This is a genomic window from Pseudomonas sp. TE12508, from assembly GCF_056279485.1.
In genome coordinates this window covers 115,132-135,064 of record NZ_JBWCCN010000018.1, presented here as the reverse complement: position 1 = coordinate 135,064, position 19,933 = coordinate 115,132, and the positions used below count along the sequence as shown (strand labels likewise).

General features: G+C 59.5%; 15 protein-coding genes and 1 pseudogene. 9 read left to right on the top strand and 7 right to left on the bottom strand.

From position 1 onward, the window contains the following. Positions 1 to 14 precede the first annotated feature (14 nt). Complete coding sequence (gene serC, locus ACZ9IM_RS23770; RefSeq protein ID WP_476225082.1) at positions 15 to 1,097, bottom strand: 3-phosphoserine/phosphohydroxythreonine transaminase; 1,083 nt, start codon at positions 1,095 to 1,097, stop codon at positions 15 to 17. Positions 1,098 to 1,230: 133 nt separating this feature from the next. On the opposite strand from serC, the gene pdxR reads away from it, so the two are divergent. Continuing rightward, on the top strand, positions 1,231 to 2,730 hold the full coding sequence (gene pdxR, locus ACZ9IM_RS23765; RefSeq protein ID WP_427624083.1) for a MocR-like pyridoxine biosynthesis transcription factor PdxR: 1,500 nt from the start codon (positions 1,231 to 1,233) through the stop codon (positions 2,728 to 2,730). A 15-nt stretch (positions 2,731 to 2,745) separates the two neighbouring features. Here the strand turns inward: pdxR and ACZ9IM_RS23760 are convergent, their stop codons facing one another. Next, positions 2,746 to 2,940 carry a hypothetical protein gene (locus tag ACZ9IM_RS23760; protein WP_476225081.1) on the bottom strand — a complete coding sequence of 65 codons (195 nt, stop codon included), beginning with the start codon at positions 2,938 to 2,940 and terminating at the stop codon, positions 2,746 to 2,748. Positions 2,941 to 2,975: 35 nt separating this feature from the next. Next, positions 2,976 to 4,256, bottom strand: a complete 1,281-nt coding sequence (locus ACZ9IM_RS23755) for a serine hydroxymethyltransferase (protein WP_476225104.1) — start codon at positions 4,254 to 4,256, stop codon at positions 2,976 to 2,978. A gap of 371 nt (positions 4,257 to 4,627) precedes the next feature. Between ACZ9IM_RS23755 and ACZ9IM_RS23750 the strand changes: the two genes are divergently transcribed. The 6 genes and pseudogenes from ACZ9IM_RS23750 to ACZ9IM_RS23725 form a co-directional block, all read left to right on the top strand. Beyond that, entirely contained in the window at positions 4,628 to 5,851 is a 1,224-nt protein-coding gene (locus tag ACZ9IM_RS23750) for an MFS transporter (RefSeq protein ID WP_476225080.1), read from the top strand. Between the two features lie 236 nt (positions 5,852 to 6,087). Further along, positions 6,088 to 7,050, top strand: a complete 963-nt coding sequence (locus ACZ9IM_RS23745; RefSeq protein ID WP_476225079.1) for an AurF N-oxygenase family protein — start codon at positions 6,088 to 6,090, stop codon at positions 7,048 to 7,050. Continuing rightward, the gene (locus tag ACZ9IM_RS23740) at positions 7,047 to 8,105 is read left to right on the top strand and encodes a 2Fe-2S iron-sulfur cluster-binding protein (RefSeq protein ID WP_427624080.1); all 1,059 of its coding nucleotides are present in this window, start codon (positions 7,047 to 7,049) and stop codon (positions 8,103 to 8,105) included. Before ACZ9IM_RS23745 ends, ACZ9IM_RS23740 begins: the two co-directional genes overlap by 4 nt. A 37-nt stretch (positions 8,106 to 8,142) precedes the next feature. After that, a complete protein-coding gene (locus tag ACZ9IM_RS23735; protein WP_476225078.1) occupies positions 8,143 to 8,853 on the top strand; it encodes a glutamine amidotransferase in 711 nt (236 codons plus the stop codon). 228 nt (positions 8,854 to 9,081) lie between these two features. Continuing rightward, on the top strand, positions 9,082 to 9,450 hold the full coding sequence (locus ACZ9IM_RS23730; protein WP_427624078.1) for an antibiotic biosynthesis monooxygenase family protein: 369 nt from the start codon (positions 9,082 to 9,084) through the stop codon (positions 9,448 to 9,450). Between the two features lie 162 nt (positions 9,451 to 9,612). Then, positions 9,613 to 9,729: pseudogene (locus ACZ9IM_RS23725) on the top strand (magnesium chelatase subunit ChlI family protein); the annotation flags it as partial. 6 nt (positions 9,730 to 9,735) lie between these two features. Here ACZ9IM_RS23725 and ACZ9IM_RS23720 read toward each other — a convergent pair. The 3 genes from ACZ9IM_RS23720 to ACZ9IM_RS23710 all read right to left on the bottom strand — a co-directional run bounded on the left by ACZ9IM_RS23720 (position 9,736) and on the right by ACZ9IM_RS23710 (position 14,302). Next, positions 9,736 to 10,950, bottom strand: a complete 1,215-nt coding sequence (locus ACZ9IM_RS23720) for an aldose 1-epimerase family protein (RefSeq protein WP_427624077.1) — start codon at positions 10,948 to 10,950, stop codon at positions 9,736 to 9,738. A 269-nt stretch (positions 10,951 to 11,219) separates the two neighbouring features. Further along, the gene (locus ACZ9IM_RS23715) at positions 11,220 to 13,196 is read right to left on the bottom strand and encodes a methyl-accepting chemotaxis protein (RefSeq protein WP_476225076.1); all 1,977 of its coding nucleotides are present in this window, start codon (positions 13,194 to 13,196) and stop codon (positions 11,220 to 11,222) included. Between the two features lie 185 nt (positions 13,197 to 13,381). After that, a complete protein-coding gene (locus ACZ9IM_RS23710; RefSeq protein WP_007894759.1) occupies positions 13,382 to 14,302 on the bottom strand; it encodes a LysR substrate-binding domain-containing protein in 921 nt (306 codons plus the stop codon). Between the two features lie 157 nt (positions 14,303 to 14,459). On the opposite strand from ACZ9IM_RS23710, the gene ACZ9IM_RS23705 reads away from it, so the two are divergent. Next, positions 14,460 to 15,857, top strand: a complete 1,398-nt coding sequence (locus ACZ9IM_RS23705; RefSeq protein ID WP_192345038.1) for a NorM family multidrug efflux MATE transporter — start codon at positions 14,460 to 14,462, stop codon at positions 15,855 to 15,857. A gap of 108 nt (positions 15,858 to 15,965) precedes the next feature. On the opposite strand, the gene ACZ9IM_RS23700 is transcribed toward ACZ9IM_RS23705, so the two are convergent. Beyond that, positions 15,966 to 17,639 (bottom strand): putative bifunctional diguanylate cyclase/phosphodiesterase, encoded by a 1,674-nt coding sequence (locus ACZ9IM_RS23700; RefSeq protein ID WP_427624075.1) that lies wholly within the window; start codon positions 17,637 to 17,639, stop codon positions 15,966 to 15,968. 263 nt (positions 17,640 to 17,902) lie between these two features. On the opposite strand from ACZ9IM_RS23700, the gene rep reads away from it, so the two are divergent. Next, positions 17,903 to 19,912 carry a DNA helicase Rep gene (gene rep / locus ACZ9IM_RS23695; protein ID WP_427624074.1) on the top strand — a complete coding sequence of 670 codons (2,010 nt, stop codon included), beginning with the start codon at positions 17,903 to 17,905 and terminating at the stop codon, positions 19,910 to 19,912. Positions 19,913 to 19,933: the final 21 nt, after the last annotated feature.

Below are 19,933 nucleotides of genomic sequence, written 5' to 3'. Positions count from 1 at the left end.
AAGCGATCCCTGCCTCAGCCATACACGCGGGCAAAATTCTTCATGAAGTCACTCAATGCCTCGACCGCCTGCAGCGTGACCGCGTTATAGAGGCTGGCTCGCAGCCCGCCGACCGAGGCATGCCCCTTCAGCCCGTTGAGACCGGCCTGTTCGGCCCGTTGCACAAAGGTCTTTTCCAGCGCTGCATCGGCGAGCACGAATGGCACGTTATTGATCGAACGAAACGGCGCTTGCACGCTGTTGCGGTAAAAACCATCACTGTCGTCGAGGGTGCGATACAGCAACTCGGCCTTGGCCTGATTAAGCCGGTGAAGGGCATCGAGGCCGCCGCTGCGCTTAATCCATTTGAGCGTCAGGCCGGTGAGGTACCAAGGAAAGGTCGCTGGGGTGTTGAGCATCGACTGGGCGTCGGTGATGTGCGCATAGCTGAGTATGTCGGGGGTGAACGTCTGCGCGGCATCCAGCAACGCCGGTTCGACGATGACCACCGTCAGCCCGGCTACTCCCATGTTTTTTTGCGCGGCGGCATACACAAGGCCATGTTTAGCCATGTCAATCGGCTTGGAAAGCAGGCTTGAACAGGCATCGCACACCAAAGGCGCCAAGCCATCAGGTGCCTCGACGAATTGCACGCCGTGTACGGTTTCGTTCTCGGTGTAGTGCAGGTAGGCCGCGTTCGGGTTGAGGTTCCAGTCCGACACATCGGGGATGCGATCAAAACCAGACGCCTTGCTGCTGGCGACGATGCGAACGTCGCAGTAGCGCCGGGCGGCCTCAATGGCCTTGCCTGACCAGAGGCCGGTATGCAGATAGTCCGCCGTGCGCTTATCTCCCAACAGGTTCATCGGCACCTGGGCAAATTGCAGTGAGGCCCCCCCTTGCATAAACAGCACCTTGTACTCGCCGGGCACCTGCAGAATTTCCCGCAGGTCGTGTTCGGCCTGGTAGGCAACCTCCATGAACACCTCGGAGCGATGGCTGATTTCCATCACCGACATGCCCGTACCTGCGAAGTCAAAAAATTCCTCGTGCGCTTGCCGAAGTACTTCCATCGGCAACGCAGTCGGGCCTGCGCTGAAGTTGTGTGACCTGGCCATAGCTGAGTAACCCCTGTTCAAAATTGCTCGCAATGCACGTGCTCGCCGAGCGCAAAGGCAGTGGCGAGGGGCGGATTCTACGGATAGGATGGCCTGCTACTACAGGCCAATTTATTCAATCAAGGCAGACCGCATGGCTAGAACGTTCGAACTGGAAACGCTCAAAATGCGCCTCAACGATGTCGAGTTTCAGCTGTTGGACCTGCACCAGCGGATTCAACGCGCATTGCGTGCATTGATCCTCGAGGGCGCCCTTGACCCAGGCTTGAAGCTGCCTGCGACTCGGGTCTTGGCCAAGTCACTGGGGATTGCCCGCGATACCGTTGAGAACGCCTATGTGCAACTGCACCGCGACGGGTTTATCGTGCGGCGCGAGGGGGCTGGCAGTTATGTCTGTGAAACGCTGGGTACCGACTTGCGCGGCGCAGCGCGCCGACGCATCAAGGCGCAAGAGGTCAAAGGCAACCAGGCGGCACCGGGGGCGGGATTGAGCCAGCGCGGGCGGATGATCTTCGACAGTGGCGGCGTGACCGATCAGCAGGTGATCAAAGCGTTTGCGACCGGCCTGCCGGAAACCCGCACTTTCCCCACCGATGTCTGGGAGCGCCTGCAACGCCAGGTGATGAAGGACTATCGCGCCAACGTGCTGTTGCACGGCGACCCGCAAGGTGCCGAGCCGCTGCGCAAGGCCATCGCCACCTACTTGAACCTCGAGCGTGGGGCCAAGTGCTCCGCAGACCAGATCCTGGTGCTGAGCAGCACTCGCCAAGCCCTCTTTCTGTGTGCGCAGTTGTTGGTGGACGCCGGCAAACCGATCCTGCTGGAAAACCCGGGTTATTTTGGTGCCAGGAAAGCCTTTGAAACCGCCGAGACCAAGGTTCTGCCCATCGATGTCGATGAACTGGGCATACGCACCGACCTGCTGTACGCCGATCGCAGCGGCGCCAACTGCGTCTATGTCACGCCTTCTCATCAATACCCCACCGGCGCGACCTTGCCGCTGGAACGCCGGCTCGAGCTGATCAACTGGGCCGCAGAGAAGGGCAAGTGGATCCTCGAAGATGACTACGACAGCGAGTTTCATTACGACGGGCAACCGACCGCCTGCGTGCAGGGCCTCGACAAGTACCAGCGCACCCTCTACCTCGGCACCTTCAGCAAGACCCTCTACCCCGGGTTGCGAATGGGCTACATGGTCTTGCCCCACGAGTTGATCAAAGCCTTCACCTACGCGCGCAGCATGATGGACGGCCATACGCCCCAAATCCTGCAACTGACCCTTGCACGCTTTATGGAAGACGGCCATTACAACGCCCATGTCCGGGCCATGCGCAAGCTCTATGCCGGGCGCCAATCCATCATGCTCGACGCCATTGGCAAGCACTTGGACGGCATCGTTACCGCCTTGCGCCCCCAGGGCGGGCTGCAAATTCCCTGCCTGCTGCATGATGGCTGGTCGGAGGGAAAAACCATCCGCCAGGCAGCCAGCGCGGGCGTGCAGCTTTCCGGCCTCAGCCGGTTGTACGCCGGCGATCAGAAGAAACAAGGTTGGTTATTGGGTTACTCGTCCTTGACCGCTTATGAAATCGAAGCCGCCATGCTGCGCTTGGCCAATGCGCTGAAAACCAGGTAGAGCAGCGTCAAGCGGCTAGTGGCCCAAGGCATAGTTCATCAACAGGCGTTGTGCCTCAGCGGCAATCCGCGCGCGCTTCATCCCTTTGGGGCAGGCGACAAAGTTCACTTCAAGGTGCCGGTACAAGGGCTCGACCATGGCCGCGTTGAGCAGCCTGAGCCTTGGGGTTCCCGCTCCCCTAAAGCGGCGGGCCTGGTTGATGTCTGGCATTGGAATTCCTTTTCAAGCAAAAAAGCAGAGGGAGGTTAATAAGGCAGTCTGAAACGCTTGGTCAGGTCGGCAACGCCTTCACGAATGGACATCTCCGTGCGGCTGTCGATGGTTCCGCTACGCACCCCGCCGAGTAAGGCGAGGATCATGTCGCCGATTTCCTGGAATTCCTCGGTACCCATGCCGCGCGACGTGCAGGCCGCACTGCCCAGGCGAATGCCAGAGGTCACTGTGGGCTTGGCCTCATCGTTGGGCACGGTGTTTTTGTTCACGGTGATGCCAATCTGTTCCAGGGCGTGCTCGGCGACATTGCCCGCAAGGCCCCAAGGCCGCAGGTCAATGACGCCCAGATGACAGTCGGTGCCCCCCGAAACAATCGACAATCCACCTTCGGCAAGTCGGCCACACAGGACCTGTGCATTGGCGACGACTGCGTGAGCATAAGTGCTGAAAGAGGGCTCCAGCGCCTCACCCAGAGCGACCGCTTTTGCCGCAATGATGTGCATCAGCGGAGCGCATTGCAGGCCGGGAAACACCGCCGTGTTGATTTTCTGCGCAATAGCTTGCTCGTTGCACAGGATCATCCCGCCGCGTGGCCCGCGCAGCGTGGTGTGCGTGGTGGTCGTGGTGACGTGGGCGAACGGTATCGGTGATGGATAGGCGCCCCCGGCGACCAGGCCGGCGACATGGCCGATGTCAGCCATCAGGAACGCGCCCACCTCGTCTGCAATGCTTCGAAACCGGGCAAAGTCCAGCGTGCGCGAGTAGGCCGAGGCGCCGACGATCATCAGCCGGGGACGCTCTTGCCGGGCTATCCGCTCGACTTGGTCCATGTCTACTCGATGGGTAACTGGATGCACTCCATAACTCAGGGCCTGGAACCATCGTCCGGACATGTTGAACGTGGCGCCATGTGACAGATGCCCGCCAGCCTTGAGGTCAAGCCCCAGGATCTTGTCGCCCGGAGCCAACAATGCCAGGAATACCGCCTGGTTCGCCTGACTACCCGAATGGGGCTGCAGGTTGGCGTAAGCACACTTGAACAGCCGCTTTGCTCGCTCGATGGCGATGTCTTCAATCGCATCGACATTGCGGCAACCGGCGTAGTAGCGACGCCCCGGATAACCCTCGGCGTGCTTGTTGGTCAATACCGATCCCTGAGCCTCGAGCACTGCGCGGCTGACGAAATTCTCGGCGGCTATCAGCTCGATCGAGTGCATCTGACGCAGGCGTTCGGTGTCGATTGCGCGCCAGACATCCCGGTCTGCCTGGGGCAAATTAACGCCACCGACAACCGGCAGTACGTGCCCGTCCATATGAGCGAAGTGCGGCATTTTTACTCCTGTCGGTGAACGCTAAATAACAAGCAGCACCTGCCTGCGGGCTTATCAATTGGCGACTACCCTATCGGCTAATGGACTGACAAGACATACCATTTCATGCAAGTTCTACAGACCACTTCTGTGCGATGCGGCCTGAGTGCATATACCTTGGGCGAAAACGCACGGGCCCCCCGGGCCCTTTTAAAGTGGTCTGGTTGCCTTGCCAGCAATGGACTACCACGCAAGACCATGGCGTGCTTAAGATCTGCGCCGACCCGGCCCTGCCCTGTATTTTTCTACTGCCAGCAGGTGACTTAGCCGGATCTTCTTGCCAGAGCGTTGAGGCTCATAGAACAGGTTTAGCCATGTCGATTGTTCATATCGGACTGCTTCCGCAGGTAGCAACGGCGCACTTTGTCAGTCATTTGCACATCATGGTGTTGGCGGCCCTGTTTCCCCTGCTGCCGGATTTTTTTGGCGTGGGTTATGTGGAGCTGGGCCTGGCCCTGAGCATCTTCAATATCGTCACGGCACTGGTGCAGGCCCCCATGGGCTTTGCTGTCGATCATTACGGGGCCAGGCGTTTGCTGATCGCCGGGGTTGCCTTGGGCAGCATCAGTTTCCTGCTGATCGCACTGTTCTCGAGCTACAGCTTTTTGCTGATTGCCATGGCGGTGGCAGGGGTTGCCAACGCCGTCTATCACCCAGCCAACTATGCGTTGCTGTCTCAAGAGATCAATCCTGCCCACATTGGCAAGGCGTTCTCTGTCCATACCTTTGCCGGATTTCTGGGCGCCGCCATTGCGCCGGTGTTTCTGTTGGGGATTGCCACCGCAAGCGATCCGGGCCTGGCATTCGTTGGCGCCGCGCTGGTGGGTTTTGTCGCGCTGGGGCTGTTGTTGATACCCGGTTCGGGGCTGGCACGAGTTGCCCGGGTGCGCCGCTCCCTCAAGCCTGAACTCAACATCGCCGACACCCGACTGTTGTCACTGCTCTCGCCGATGATCCTGAGCCTGACCTTGCTGTTCGTATTGTTGAACTTAAGCACCAGCGCGGTTGAAAAATTCTCTGTCGCGGCCCTGATGCAAGGGCAAGGTGCAACGTTGCCCTGGGCCAACTCGGCGCTGACGGCGTTCCTGTTTGCCAGCGCCTTCGGCGTACTGGCCGGCGGTGCGCTGGCCGATCGCACCCAGCGTCATGGAGTGGTTGCCGCCATCGCTTTTGCATTGGCTGCCGTGTTGATGGCCATCATCGCCACGGCCAGCTTGAGCGGGCTGGTATTGATCATCGCTCTTGGCACCGTAGGGTTTCTGACAGGGTTGATCGCACCGTCGCGCGACATGCTGGTGCGGGCGGCATCACCCAAGGGGGCTGAAGGCAAAACCTTCGGCATCGTCTCCACCGGTTTCAACATCGGTGGTGCAATCGGCCCCGTCGGCTTCGGTTGGATGCTGGACCAAGGACACCCCACAGCCATCTTCTGGGCCAGCGTGTCATTCATGAGCCTTACCGTCGTGCTGACTCTGATGCAGGAGTGGTACCTGGCAAGACTCAGAAAAGCGACGCCACTGCTTGTGGCCTTTAGATGACTTGGGGCAAGGCCTCTGCGGCATTTTTACAGCAAACTTGAAGGGCGGCTGCCTGCCGGCATCGTCTCACCACTACCGCCGTTACTTCTTGCATCCGACCCGGAATGAGAGCGGATAAAAATCCATGCAGATCACCTGCTCCCTTACGGTGCGAGGATTTGCAGTGGTGGGTGACGATCAAGCAATGACTGTCGCGTTAACACCTAAAAAATAGCCTGAACAATTGGAGCTAAAACATGGACTGTTTGAACTGTGGAACCGATGACGTGGTTCAAAACATGCTGGCGAAGTTATCCGGACTCTGGAAAACCCGCGCCGCCGTAAACAATGACCAACCGGACTATTGGAACCTTGCCTTCAACCCGGCCAAGCAGGATTTCAGTGTCTCCCTGCTGCCTTTCCGTCATCACCAGGCATGGCAGGAAGCCCCTGAAAAGCTTCAATCCAAGTGTCTCTCCTATGCCTGGGGAATCTATAACCTCAAGACCATCTACATCGAATGCGATGTGGTGGTGCCCGCCTGCGAAGACATTATCAAGACGCCGCCTGCGAGCCAGAACCGCGCACTGCTGCAGGATGTGATGTCTCAGGCACTGCTGGACGAGGCGCTGCACACGCGCATGTCGATCATGGCCTGCAACTATATCTACGACATGCGCGCACTCACGCCACTGGACTTTCGCGACTTCAACCTGGTCACCTGGCGTGAAGGTCTTCTGACCAACTGCAATGCCGAGTGGGAGCGCCGCCTGACGCGCTTCGGTATCGCGTGCGCCAGTGAGACTTTGATCACCGACTACCTAAAGACCATGGCTGAAGACGATATCATCCAGTCAATCTGCCATGAAGTCACGCGCACCCATGCCATGGATGAATGGAGCCATTCCAGTGTCTTCAGCTTCGTCGCCTCCGACATCGTTCATGGCCTGAGCCGCAAAGAACGTGAGTATCTGCGCTCGGTCATTCTGAAGACCGTCCAGATGTTCGCCAACAATGAAATGGGTGCGTGGTCCACGGTATTTTCGATGTTGGCGTTTCCCCATGCCAGAGACATCCTGCATGACGTGGGCGATAGCAACGAGATCAGCGTCTACACCAGCTCGGTCGAAGCTCTGATCAACCGCATCGGACTGACCGGCAACGGCCTTGGCAGTGCTGATGACGCCCTTGAAACCTTACGCGAAAAGGCCCGCGCATGAACGACATCACCCTTCAGGCGCGCTGCGAGCGCGTAATCACTGAAACGACGGGCGTGAAGGTATTCACGTTGCGTGCGCAGGGCGCCCATGCCGAGTTTCTCAACAGCCTGGAGCCAGGCAAACATGTGGCCCTGCAGTACCCGGACACGGCAGGCACTCAGCACCAGCGGCTGTATTCGATCACCCGCAAAAAAAGTGCAGATCTGTTCGAAATCGCGGTCAAGCGCGAAGGCCGCGGCGGGGTGTCGGACCATCTGCATGCCACCTTGCAGGAAGGCTCGATAGCACCACTACAATTTGTGGCTGGGGAGATTTCCTTGGCGTCGATCGTCGGCTGTCAACAGGTGGGCATGCTCGCAGGCGGCATTGGTATCACCCTGCCGATTGCCTTGCTGCGCGGGTTGCACGAGCGTTCGCGTCGCGGGTTGTCGGTACCCAGGGTCGCGTTGCTGCTATGTGTGCCGACCATTGCCGAGATCCCTTTTCTGCACGAGTTGCTGGAGCTGGAGTTGACCACGTCCTGGTTCGCCTTGCAGGTGTTTGTCACCCGCGAGACAGTCAAGAGCAACGGGCATTTTACGTCGGGCCGTCCTGGTGCCAAAGACTTGAGCCTTCTGGGAACGCCAGAAACCGTGGTGATTTGCGGCAGCCATCGCTTTGCCCAAGGCTTGCGCGAGCATACCCAGGCGATGTTTCCCGCAAGCAAGCTTCTCATCGAGTCATTCACCCCCCCAGCGGCACCTGTAGCGACAGAGCAGACAAATACCCAGGCGCCAGGCTCCGTGCGATTGCACCTGACGGATAGCGATCAGGTAATTGAAGTGCCCGCAGGCAAGAGCCTGCTGGACATGCTCGAATCCAACGGTATTGCGGTGCGCAGCCTGTGTCGGGCCGGTATCTGCGGCAACTGCCGGATCAAGGTGTCGGACGGTGAGTACACCCTCGAGCCGGACTTCTGCCTCAGTGATCAGGATAAGGACGAAGGATATGCGCTGGCATGTTGCACCTTCCCCCAGTCCGGGGCGATCAAGGTAGGCCTGAACCCACCGGCTTGAATCATCTCTCCTGCTTCTTTCACAAGTGAGTTTTTCCATGAAAACCGCAATTGCACTGCGCCACATTCACTTCGAGGACGTTGGCACCCTCGATACCGTAATCGCCGAGCAGGGGTATGAGCTGCGTTACCTCGACCCCACCCTCGACACACTGGACAGCGCTCAGGTGCAACAGGCCGATTTGCTGATCGTGCTCGGTGGTCCCGTTGGCGCCTATGACGAACAGCTGTATCCGTTTCTTGAAGATGAGATGGAGCTGGTGCGTCAGCGCTTGCAGTCCAACAAACCCATATTGGGTATCTGTCTGGGCGCGCAACTGATCGCTCGCGCCCTGGGCGCCAGGGTATATCCGCTGGGCATTAAGGAAATCGGCTTTTCGCCACTGACCCTGACCCCGGCGGGGCAGGATTCGGTGCTGGCCAAACTCGGAGACACGCCCGTGCTGCACTGGCACGGCGACCAGTTCGATATTCCTGAAGGTGGCGTGCATTTGGCCAGTACCGCTGTCGGCGCCCATCAGGCGTTTGCGGTGGGCCGCAACGTCCTCGGCCTGCAATTTCACCTGGAAGCCGATGTGCACAAGCTCGAACAATGGCTGGTCGGTCATGCCAGCGAATTGGCGCAGGCCGGTATCACTCCTTGCGAACTGCGTGACGCTGCTGCTGCCGTCGGCAATCGGCTGGCCCGTGCGGCACACGCGGTACTTGGTGATTGGCTGAGTAGCCTGGATAACCACGCTACGGCCTGAAAGTGGTCTGCTTTGCTACCGGCAACCGGACTAGCAGATCACTCCATTTCCACCGTATAAATCGGCCTGTAAGTCATCTTGACCAATATGACCCCAGAGGAACCAAGGAAGGTGGAGAGGGCCTTGTCGGTACGCCTTCTCATCATCACCCAAACCAGGGTTTTCACGTTTTGGTGGGCAAGAAGTACGTTTTTTTATACCTATAAATGCAAGGATGAGGAGTCAAAAATGATCGTAGTTTTGTTTGAGTTGCAGGCACTGCCAGGTCAAGGCGAGACCTACGTTGACCTGGTAAACAAGCTGACGCCGATGCTCGAACCCATGGATGGCTTTATTTCGGTCGAGTGTTTTCAAAGCACGCTGAACCCCAAGAAAGTTATGTCGGTCACTACCTGGCGTGATGAGGAAGCCGTGGTGCAGTGGCGCAACGTGACCGCACACCTGTCGGCGCAAAAAGCGGGCCGCGACAAAATTTTCGATGACTACCGTGTACGTGTGACCTCGGTGATTCGTGACTACGGATTGCGTGATCGTGAACAAGCCCCCTACAACGAAGTGATCGACGGCGAACCCGCCAAAACAACCGCCCAGGTGTAGGGCCCAGGCTCTACCGGGCAAACAGGACTCTTTACGCAATCCCGGGAAACACAGAAACAAGAACGCCGGTTTGATGGATGTTGTACTTGCAATCAAACACATCCAGAACCGGCGTTCTTACCCGCGAAATTAATACTCTCCTTCCTTTTGGGAGAGCTTGCGCGAGCGGCCCATCGACTGCTCAAGGTTGCTCGCACCTTGGCAGACCTTGAGCAAGTCGATGGCATCACCCGCGAGCACTTGGCCGAAGCGCTGCAGTATCGGCCGACAACACTCTAGCCGGCGTCACCCCTTGGTCAGATCAACCAACGGCGTCTGCCGCACCTCAGTCTCCCGCCCACCCTGAATCTCGCTCACCCGCTTCAACGCCTTATCCACAGCCGCCTTATCCGCCAACAAGCTGTAGCTGATCCCGAACTGCTTCTGTTCTTTCGGCCCAATCGTCGGCACCAGGTTCAGTGGCCGCTGATACCGTCGGTTGTAGGAAAAACTCGTCCCCGGCTCAAGCCCCGTGACATAGCCCTGCCCCTGGGTATCGGTGTTTTTCCACAGGGAGAACACGGGCAGTGTTTGAGTATTGAAGCCGACCGAAACCCCCAGGCTGCCGGCCTTGTTATGCAGCACGGTCAGCGTATCGCCCTTGGCATCGGCATACGGCACCACGTTGTAAACCGTTTCGTCGTAGTCCTTGGTCGGTGCGCGGTAGGTTTGCCAGTCCGGCAAATCGCCTTTGGCTTTGTCGTTGAATGGCGAAACTTGCTTCACCGGCGCGGCGAAGCGGGCGCCCTGCTCCAGGAATGGGGTGCTGAAGTTGCTGTGATACAGCGCCTGGTATTCCTTCGGATAGTCGCCATTGTTGGTCAGTGTGTCGTTGAGGGCGAACGCTACGCTGCCGGGTTCGGTGACCAGTTCGGTCGCGACGGAGAAATCGACTTTCTTGAACGCCTGTTCTTTCAGCTCGCCGCGCAGGGTGATGGCGTACGGCGGTTTTTCATCAATGTGCAGGGTGACTTTGTTCGCGGGAATGTTGGCGGCGCGACCGTGCAGGGTCAGCAGTTCACCATTGTCGACGCCGGGGTGGCCGACCCATTCGTAGCCGCAGCGGGTGACCAGTTCGTTGAAACCTTCCAGCCAGCCCAGGCCACCACGGCCGTTGAGTTCGATGAAGGACGGGTTGACCACTTCCTTGACCGGCGAATCCCAGCCCATGCGCACATCGCCGACCGAGGCCTGCAGGACGTTCATGCCACGAGTCGGTACCACCGAGAGTTTCATTGTGCCGTTATCAATGTCGACGATGCTGACACCCTCCTGCCGACCGCCGTGCAAGGTGCGCAGGGTCACGGAGAAGGGTTTGTCGGTTTTCACACCGAGTTGCTGGCTGGTGATCTGCCAGTTCTGGGCGGCTTTGTCGGTGTCGAGCAGGACGTAGTCCCAAGCCATGGCTTGGGAAGCAGCGGACAGTGCGCTGAGAGCAACGAAGAGTTTGAGCGGGGTCATGGCAGCAGCCTTTCTTGGAGTTGTGCCAATTTTATAGACTTGAAGAAACGTTTCAGCAAGCATAAAAATCGAGACACTGGTGCTAAATGCCAAGGAAGACGACTAGAGAGGAATTGATCCGCAGATTTGGGACAAATCCTTGAATTGGGGGTCGATCCCTTCGCGAGCAAGCCCGCTCCCACATTTGATCTCGGGTGTTCACACATAGTGTGTTCACCGCAGATCTACAGTGGGAGCGGGCTTGCTCGCGAAGGGATTTCAGAGGCGACTCAACGAAACCGGTCAACCTCATGCCGCAAGTCCGCCGCCAGCTTCTCCAGCTCTTTGGCAGTCACAGCCAGGTTCGACACCACTTCGCGCTGTTCACTGTTCGCCAAAGCGATGCTTTGCAGATTGCTGCTGAGCAAGGTCGCGGTGCTGCTTTGTTCCTGGGTCGCGGTAGTGATGGCGGCGAATTGCTGACCGGCCGAGCGGCTTTGTTCATCGATCCGCGCCAGTGCCGAAGCGACGTTGGCGTTGCGCGACAGGCCTTCCTGCATCAGCACGTTGCCCTGCTCCATGGTGCTGATGGCGTTGCCGGTTTCCTGCTGGATGCTTTGGATCATCCCGGAAATTTCATCAGTGGCCTGGCGCGTACGCGAGGCCAGGTTGCGCACCTCATCGGCCACCACCGCAAACCCGCGGCCCTGCTCACCAGCGCGGGCGGCTTCGATGGCGGCGTTGAGCGCCAGCAGATTGGTTTGCTCGGCGATCGCGGTAATCACCCCGACAATGCCGCCGATTTCCTGGGAGCGCTGGCCCAAGGTATTGATCACCGTCGCGGTGCTGTTCAATGCACCGGCGATTTGCTCCAGGGATGAGGACGCTTCGTCCATCGACGTACGACCGATCTGGGTTTGCTGTGCGTTTTCCTGCGCCAGTCGCTGGGTGTTGCCCATGTTGTCGGCGATGTTCAACGAGGTGGCGCTGAATTCTTCTACGGCGCCGGCCATGCTGGTGATTTCGCCAGACTGCTGCTCCATCCCTTCATAGGCGCCACCGGACAAACCGGACAACGCCTGGGCACGGCTGTTGACCTCTCCCGAGGCTTTACGGATGTGCTCGACCATGGTCGACAGAGCCTGGCTCATCTGGTTGAAGGCGCGGGCAAGTTGGCCGATTTCGTCATTGCTCGACACGTTCAGGCGCACACTCAAATCACCGGCGCCCAAGGCTTCGGCCTGACGCACCAGATCACCCAGTGGCGCCAGTTTGCTGCGCAGCAACCAGACCGCCGAACCGACTGCCAGCAACATCGCCAGCAGGCTGCCGATCGCCAATTGAATGCCGACGCTCCAGGTCACCGCGCGGATTTCGGTTTTCGGCATGCTCGCCACCACCGACCACGGCCCGCCGTCGAATGGCACGGCAACACTGTAAAAGTCTTGCGACTTGTCGTTCCAGAAGTCGCCTTTACCCGGTGTCTTGGCCAGACCGACAATGCTCGGGACCGCTTGATCCAGCGCTTGCACCCCGGCAATCGGCACCAGCCATTTACCTTGTTCATCCAGCAACGCCAGGGAACCGGTCTGGCCGATGCGGAAGCGTTTGAGGTTGGAGAACTGTGCGTTCTGCGCGTCGGTGTAATCGAATCCTACATACAGCACGGCAATGACCTTACCGCTGCTGTCACGTACGGGGGTGTACTGCGACATGTAGAAGCGTTCGAACAGCAACGCTCGCCCCACATAACTCTGCCCCGCCATCAAACGGGCGTAAGCCGGGTTCGCGTGGTCGAGCAGAGTGCCAATGGCACGGCTGCCGTCTTGTTTGGTGACATTCGTGCTGACCCGAATGAACTCTTCTCCGCTGCGTACGAACACGGTCGCAACACCAGCGGTCATCTGCTTGAACTCGTCGACTTCCGCAAAGTTGTTGTTCAACACTTCACTGCCCAAGTGCAGGCCCGGGGTCTGCACACCCGCCACGGTCACCGGCTCATCCGGGTGCACGCTCAAACCGGCGCTGAAGCGCTTCTCGAACAGGCCGGCCAGGCGCTGGGTGCTTTCACGCAAAGTGCCGTGAAAGGTGCTCAACTGATCGGCAAGCAAGCGGGCCTCACTGGCCAGATGCTCTTCGCGGGTGGCGAGGTTCGCGGTGTCCAGCGAGCGCAGGGCGAACACGGTACTGCCACTGATGACAATCGCCAGAATCACGGCAAGCGCAAGACCCAGCTGTGAGGCAATCCGAGCACGAGGTTGAGACATGACAGCTCCTGACCCAGTGGCCGGATCATTCTGATCCCATCGCACACTCGGCAAAATTTCTGATTGTGGGAAAAACATGGAACCTGCACGAAGGTCCTATCAGCAGATTTTCGGCGGCAAAGCTGAATACTTGAGTAATTAACGGGGATATGGCTCAAGGCCGCCATTGCGGCGGCTCCATCGATTCAGCCCAGGCGTTCGACATCCGGTAATTCCATGGCCCGGACCTCGCCTTGCAGGAAATCGCTGAGGCGGCGCAAACGTTCGCCGCCGGGGCGGGTTTTCGGCCAGACCAGGTAATAATTCTCACCACTGGCAACGGCCGTCGGCCACGGCAGACTCAGACGTCCCTGTGCGACATCCTCCGCCACCATCAGCAAATCGCCCATGGACACGCCGTAACCTCGGGCAGCGGCGATCATGCCCAGCTCCAGCGTGTCGAAGACCTGCCCGCCCTTGAGCGAGACTTGATCGGTCAGGCCCATGCGCTCCAGCCAGTTGCGCCAGTCGCGGCGGTCCGGCGTCGGGTGCAGCAACTCGGTACTGGCCAGGCGCGCAACGTCCCATGGTTGATCCTTCAGAAGATTCGGCGCGCCCACCGGAATCAGCTCTTCGGGGAACAGGAAAGTCGCCTCCCAGTCTGGGGGAAAATGCCCGTTGCTGAGAATGACGGCGCAGTCGAAGGGTTCATGGTTGAAGTCCACCGTATCGATGTCCATCCAGGCGCTGGTCAATTGCACCTCGTTCCCCGGTCGCAGGTGCCGAAAACGACTGAGCCGCGCCAACAGCCAGCGCATGGTCAGGGTCGACGGGGCTTTCATGCGCAGGATGTCGTCCTCGGCACGCAAGGTATTGCAAGCCCGTTCGAGGGCGGTGAAGCCTTCGCGAATGCCGGGCAGGATCAGCCGCGCCGATTCGGTCAGTTGCAGGTTGCGCCCGCTGCGATGAAACAGCCGACAGGCGAAATGCTCTTCGAGCGTACGAATGTGCCGACTGACCGCACTTTGCGTGATCGACAGTTCTTCGGCGGCGCGGGTAAACGAGCTATGCCGCGCCGCCGCTTCGAATGCTCGAAGGGCATACAAGGGAGGAAGACGACGAGACATCAGGAAAGCTCCTATAGCGCGATTGCACCAACTTATCAGAAACTCCCCAGCATGAGTTTTAATCATGCCACCCATCCTTTTTATCCCTTTGTGCAAACCCCGCAGAGCGCCGAGAATCGACGCTTCCTGTTCTCTCTGACAATCGAGCGTGATGACCATGCAGCATCCAGCGCGTAGTGAACTCTGGGCCATTCTGCGGCTGGCGGGGCCGTTGATTGCCTCGCAGTTGGCGCACATGTTGATGGTCCTCACCGACACGTTGATGATGGCGCGCCTGAGCCCCGAGGCGTTGGCCGGCGGCGGCCTGGGCGCGGCGACGTATTCGTTCGTGTCGATCTTCTGCATCGGTGTGATCGCGGCGGTCGGCACCCTGGTGGCGATCCGTCAGGGCGCCGGCGACATCATCGGCGCGGCGCGGCTGACCCAGGCCGGGTTGTGGCTGGCCTGGTTGATGGCGCTGGTGGCGGGTTTGCTGCTGTGGAACCTCAAACCGGTGTTGCTGCTGTTCGGCCAGACCGAAACTAACGTCCAGGCTGCCGGCCAGTTTCTGTTGATCCTGCCGTTCGCCCTGCCTGGCTACCTGAGCTTCATGGCGCTGCGTGGTTTCACCAGCGCCATCGGCCGGGCGACACCGGTGATGGTCATCAGCCTCGCCGGCACCGTGGCCAACTTCCTGCTCAACTATGCGTTGATCACCGGCATGTTCGGTCTGCCGAAAATGGGTCTGGTGGGCATCGGCCTGGTCACGGCGATCGTTGCCAACCTGATGGCGCTGGCGCTCGCGCTGCATATTCGTCGGCATCCGGCCTACGACGCGTATCCATTGCGCCAGGGTCTGTCGCGGCCCAACCGTCAGTACTTAAAGGAACTGTGGCGCCTGGGCCTGCCGATTGGCGGCACCTATGCGGTGGAAGTCGGTCTATTCGCCTTCGCCGCGCTGTGCATGGGCACCATGGGCAGTACGCAACTGGCGGCGCACCAGATCGCCCTGCAAATCGTTTCGGTGGCGTTCATGATTCCGGCGGGGCTTTCCTACGCGATCACCATGCGCATCGGCCAACATTACGGCGCCGGGCAATTGCTTGATGCGCGGCTGGCCGGACGGGTCGGGATCGCCTTTGGTGCGGCGGCAATGCTGGGTTTTGCGATGGTCTTCTGGCTGCTGCCGCATCAGTTGATCGGCTTGTTCCTGGACCACAACGACCCGGCGTTCCGCGAAGTCATCAACCTGGCCGTGAGCCTGTTGGCGGTGGCGGCATGGTTCGAGCTGTTTGACGGCACGCAAACCATCGCCATGGGCTGCATCCGCGGGCTCAAGGATGCCAAGACCACGTTCCTGGTGGGTTTGGGTTGCTATTGGCTGATTGGCGCACCGGCCGCCTGGTGGATGGCCTTCCATTTGAATTGGGGGCCAACGGGGGTCTGGTGGGGGCTGGCGCTGGGGTTGGCGTGTGCGGCGGTGAGCCTGACGCTGGCGTTTGAGTGGAAGATGAAACGGATGATTCGGCGGGAGCCGTCGTCAGGGGCGAGTTTCCAAATCGCCCAGCCAGATTGAGATCCCCTGTGGGAGCGGGCTTGCTCTCTAAAGCGGTGTGTCAGTCGACATCTACGTTGACTGATACACCGCTTTCGCGAGCAAGCCCGCTCCCACATTTGTCCGTGTTTAAACCACGACTTCCAGTGCGGGCTGCTGACTGCTGCCGAACGTCAGGTACTCAACCAGTTCCGCCAACGGCAACGGCTTGCTGATCAGATACCCCTGCACCTGATCGCAACCAAACCCGCGCAACAAATCCAGTTGTTCCGGCGTTTCCACGCCTTCGGCGACCACTTCGAGGTTGAGGTTGTGTGCCAGGTTGATCATCGCGTGGACCAGTTTGCGATTCTCTTCCCGCTCTTCCATGCCGCCGACAAAGCTCTTGTCGACCTTCAACAACGCAATCGGCAGGCTGTTGAGGTGCACGAACGAAGAGAATCCGGTGCCGAAATCATCCAGCGAGAAGCGCACGCCCAAACGCCCCAGGGCGTCCATGGTCTGCTTGACCAGATCGCTGCGACGCATCACCGCGGTTTCCGTCAGTTCGAATTCCAGCCATTGCGCCTCGACGCCTCGCTCGGCAATCAGCCGGCTCAGGGTCGTCAGCAACTGGCTGTCCTGAAACTGCCGGAACGACAGGTTGATCGCCATGTGTAGCGCTGGCAGACCTCGTTCGCGCAACGCCTGCATGTCCCGCAAGGCCCGGGAAATCACCCAGTAACCCAGCGGCACGATCAAGCCGCTTTGCTCGGCCAATGGCACGAATTCGCTGGGGGGCAACAAGCCGCGTTCGCCATGACGCCAGCGAACCAATGCTTCGAGGCCGACGATCTGGCCGTCCTCAAGGTTCAGACGAGGCTGGTAATGCAACTCCAGCTCATCGCGGCGCAAGGCCCGGCGCAGCTCGCTTTCGAGGTCGGCGATGCTGCGGGCATTGCGATTGATCCGTTCGTTGAAGATGTGAAAGGTGCAGCCCTGAGTGCTCTTGGCCTGTTGCATGGCGATGTGCGCGTGCCACATCAACGGGTCGGCGCCGGCCTGCGCTCGTGCGTGAGCGATGCCGAGGCTGGAACCGATCAACAGGCTTTCGCCGTCGATCCAATAGGGTTCGGACAGGGCTTCGGTAATGCGTTCGGCCATCCATTCGGCGCGCTGAGGGGCGCGGCGGGTGTCGATCAGCAGGGCAAATTCATCGCTACCCAGCCGCGCCAGTTGATCGCTGGCCTCCAGTTGGCTTTTCAGCCGCGAGACCACTTGCAGGATCAGCCGATCGCCAGCCTGATGGCCGAGCGCGTCGTTGGCGTGTCGAAAATTGTCGAGGTCGAGGTGACCGAGGGCCAGGCCCCGACCATCGTTTTCGGCCAGGCGCGCCGCCAGCAAGGTCTGGAAACCCTGACGGTTGGCGATACCGGTCAACGGGTCCTGCTCGGCCAGGCGCTGCAAGGTGTTTTCCAGCACGCCGCGTTCACGCACATGGCGCAGGCAGCGGCGCAGCATGCCGGGATCCAGCAGATCGCGCACCAGCCAGTCGCTCACACCGTCGGGCGGCGCCAGCGGCTCGTGTTCGAGCAGCAACACCGTCGGCAGGTTGCAACGGCCGGGTGCTGGCTGCAGAGCGGGAATCGTCAACAACACCGCGCTGCGGTTGTCATCGAACAGGTTGCTGACCGACTCCCAGCTCGGCGCGCTGAGCAGCACAGTCGAACTCCCCATCGGAGCCAGACACTCGCGCAACAACGCTGCCCACGCTGGCTCTTCGGCCAGTAACAGCAAACGCAAGGGTTCGACAGGCGTAGACAAGCTAGCTCCCTAGACTCTGCAAAGATGTAGGCGGCGGGCATTATGCCGCGCAGATAACCAATGACCAAATGACATCGGTTATCAAACACGGCTTTTGTGTCTTGAATACGAACATTAGACGCAAATTCACTACGCATCCTGCGTGAAAGTATCAAAACCGGCAATTAGAGATCGCGTGTTACGTCACAAGTCGGAGAGAGCAGCACAATTCGCTGAGCCTGTTAAAATGCCGGCCCATTTCGCTAATGACTCCCTGATTTCGTATGTCCCGACTCAATCCCCGGCAGCAAGAAGCCGTGAGCTACGTCGGCGGCCCTCTTTTGGTGCTCGCCGGTGCAGGCTCCGGCAAGACCAGCGTGATCACCCGCAAAATTGCGCATCTGATCCAGAGTTGCGGCATCCGTGCCCAGTACATCGTCGCCATGACCTTTACCAACAAGGCCGCGCGGGAGATGAAGGAACGGGTCGGCACCCTGCTCAAGGGCGGCGAAGGCCGTGGCCTGACGGTCTGCACCTTCCACAATCTGGGCCTGAACATCATCCGCAAGGAACACGTGCGGCTGGGCTACAAGCCAGGTTTCTCGATCTTCGACGAGACCGATGTCAAAGCGCTGATGACCGACATCATGCAGAAGGAATACTCGGGCGACGACGGCGTCGACGAGATCAAGAACATGATCGGCTCGTGGAAAAACGACCTGATCCTGCCGCCCGAAGCCCTGGAAAACGCGCGCAATCCCAAGGAACAGACCGCCGCCATCGTCTACACCCACTACCAGCGCACGCTCAAGGCGTTCAACGCGGTGGACTTCGACGACCTGATCCTGCTGCCGGTAAAACTGTTCCAGGAACACGACGATATCCTGGAAAAATGGCAGAACAAGGTCCGCTACCTGCTGGTGGACGAATACCAGGACACCAACGCCAGCCAGTATTTGCTGGTGAAACTGCTGATCGGTAAACGCAACCAGTTCACCGTGGTGGGCGACGACGACCAGTCGATCTACGCCTGGCGCGGCGCCCGCCCGGAAAACCTGATGCTGCTCAAGGACGACTATCCGTCCCTGAAAGTGGTCATGCTCGAGCAAAACTACCGCTCCACCAGCCGCATTCTGCGCTGCGCCAACGTGCTGATCTCCAACAACCCGCACGAATTCGAAAAGCAGCTGTGGAGCGAGATGGGCCACGGCGACGAGATCCGCGTGATCCGTTGCCGCAACGAAGACGCCGAAGCCGAGCGCGTGGCCGTTGAACTGCTGACCCTGCACCTGCGCACGGATCGGCCATACAGCGATTTTGCGATCCTGTATCGCGGTAACTACCAGGCCAAGCTGATCGAGCTGAAGCTGCAGCACCACCAGATTCCGTATCGCCTGTCTGGCGGCAACAGCTTTTTCGGACGTCAGGAAGTGAAAGACCTGATGGCCTACTTCCGCCTGATCGTGAACCCGGACGACGACAACGCCTTCCTGCGGGTGATCAACGTCCCACGCCGGGAGATCGGTTCGACCACGCTGGAGAAGCTGGGCAACTACGCCACCGAGCGAAAAATCTCGATGTACGCTGCCACCGACGAAATCGGTTTGGGCGAGCATCTGGACACGCGCTTCACCGATCGCCTGTCGCGCTTCAAGCGCTTCATGGACAAGGTCCGCGAGCAGTGCGCCGGCGAAGACCCGATCTCCGCCCTGCGCAGCATGGTCATGGACATCGACTACGAGAACTGGCTGCGCACCAACAGCTCCAGCGACAAGGCCGCCGATTACCGCATGGGTAACGTCTGGTTCCTGATCGAGGCGCTGAAGAACACGCTGGAGAAAGACGAAGAAGGCGAGATGACCGTCGAAGACGCCATCGGCAAACTCGTCCTGCGTGACATGCTGGAGCGTCAGCAGGAAGAGGAAGACGGCGCCGACGGTGTGCAGATGATGACCTTGCATGCCTCAAAGGGTCTGGAATTTCCTTACGTGTTCATCATGGGCATGGAAGAGGAAATTCTTCCGCACCGCTCCAGCATCGAAGCCGACACCATCGAAGAGGAGCGTCGCCTGGCCTACGTCGGGATTACCCGAGCGCGTCAGACGTTGGCGTTCACCTTTGCTGCCAAGCGTAAGCAATACGGCGAGATCATCGACTGCGCGCCCAGCCGCTTCCTCGATGAACTGCCGCCGGACGACCTGGCCTGGGAAGGCAATGACGACACTCCCGTTGAAGTCAAAGCCGTCCGCGGTAATACCGCATTGGCGGATATACGCGCGATGTTAAAGCGCTAGAATTGAGCACTTTTTAACCGC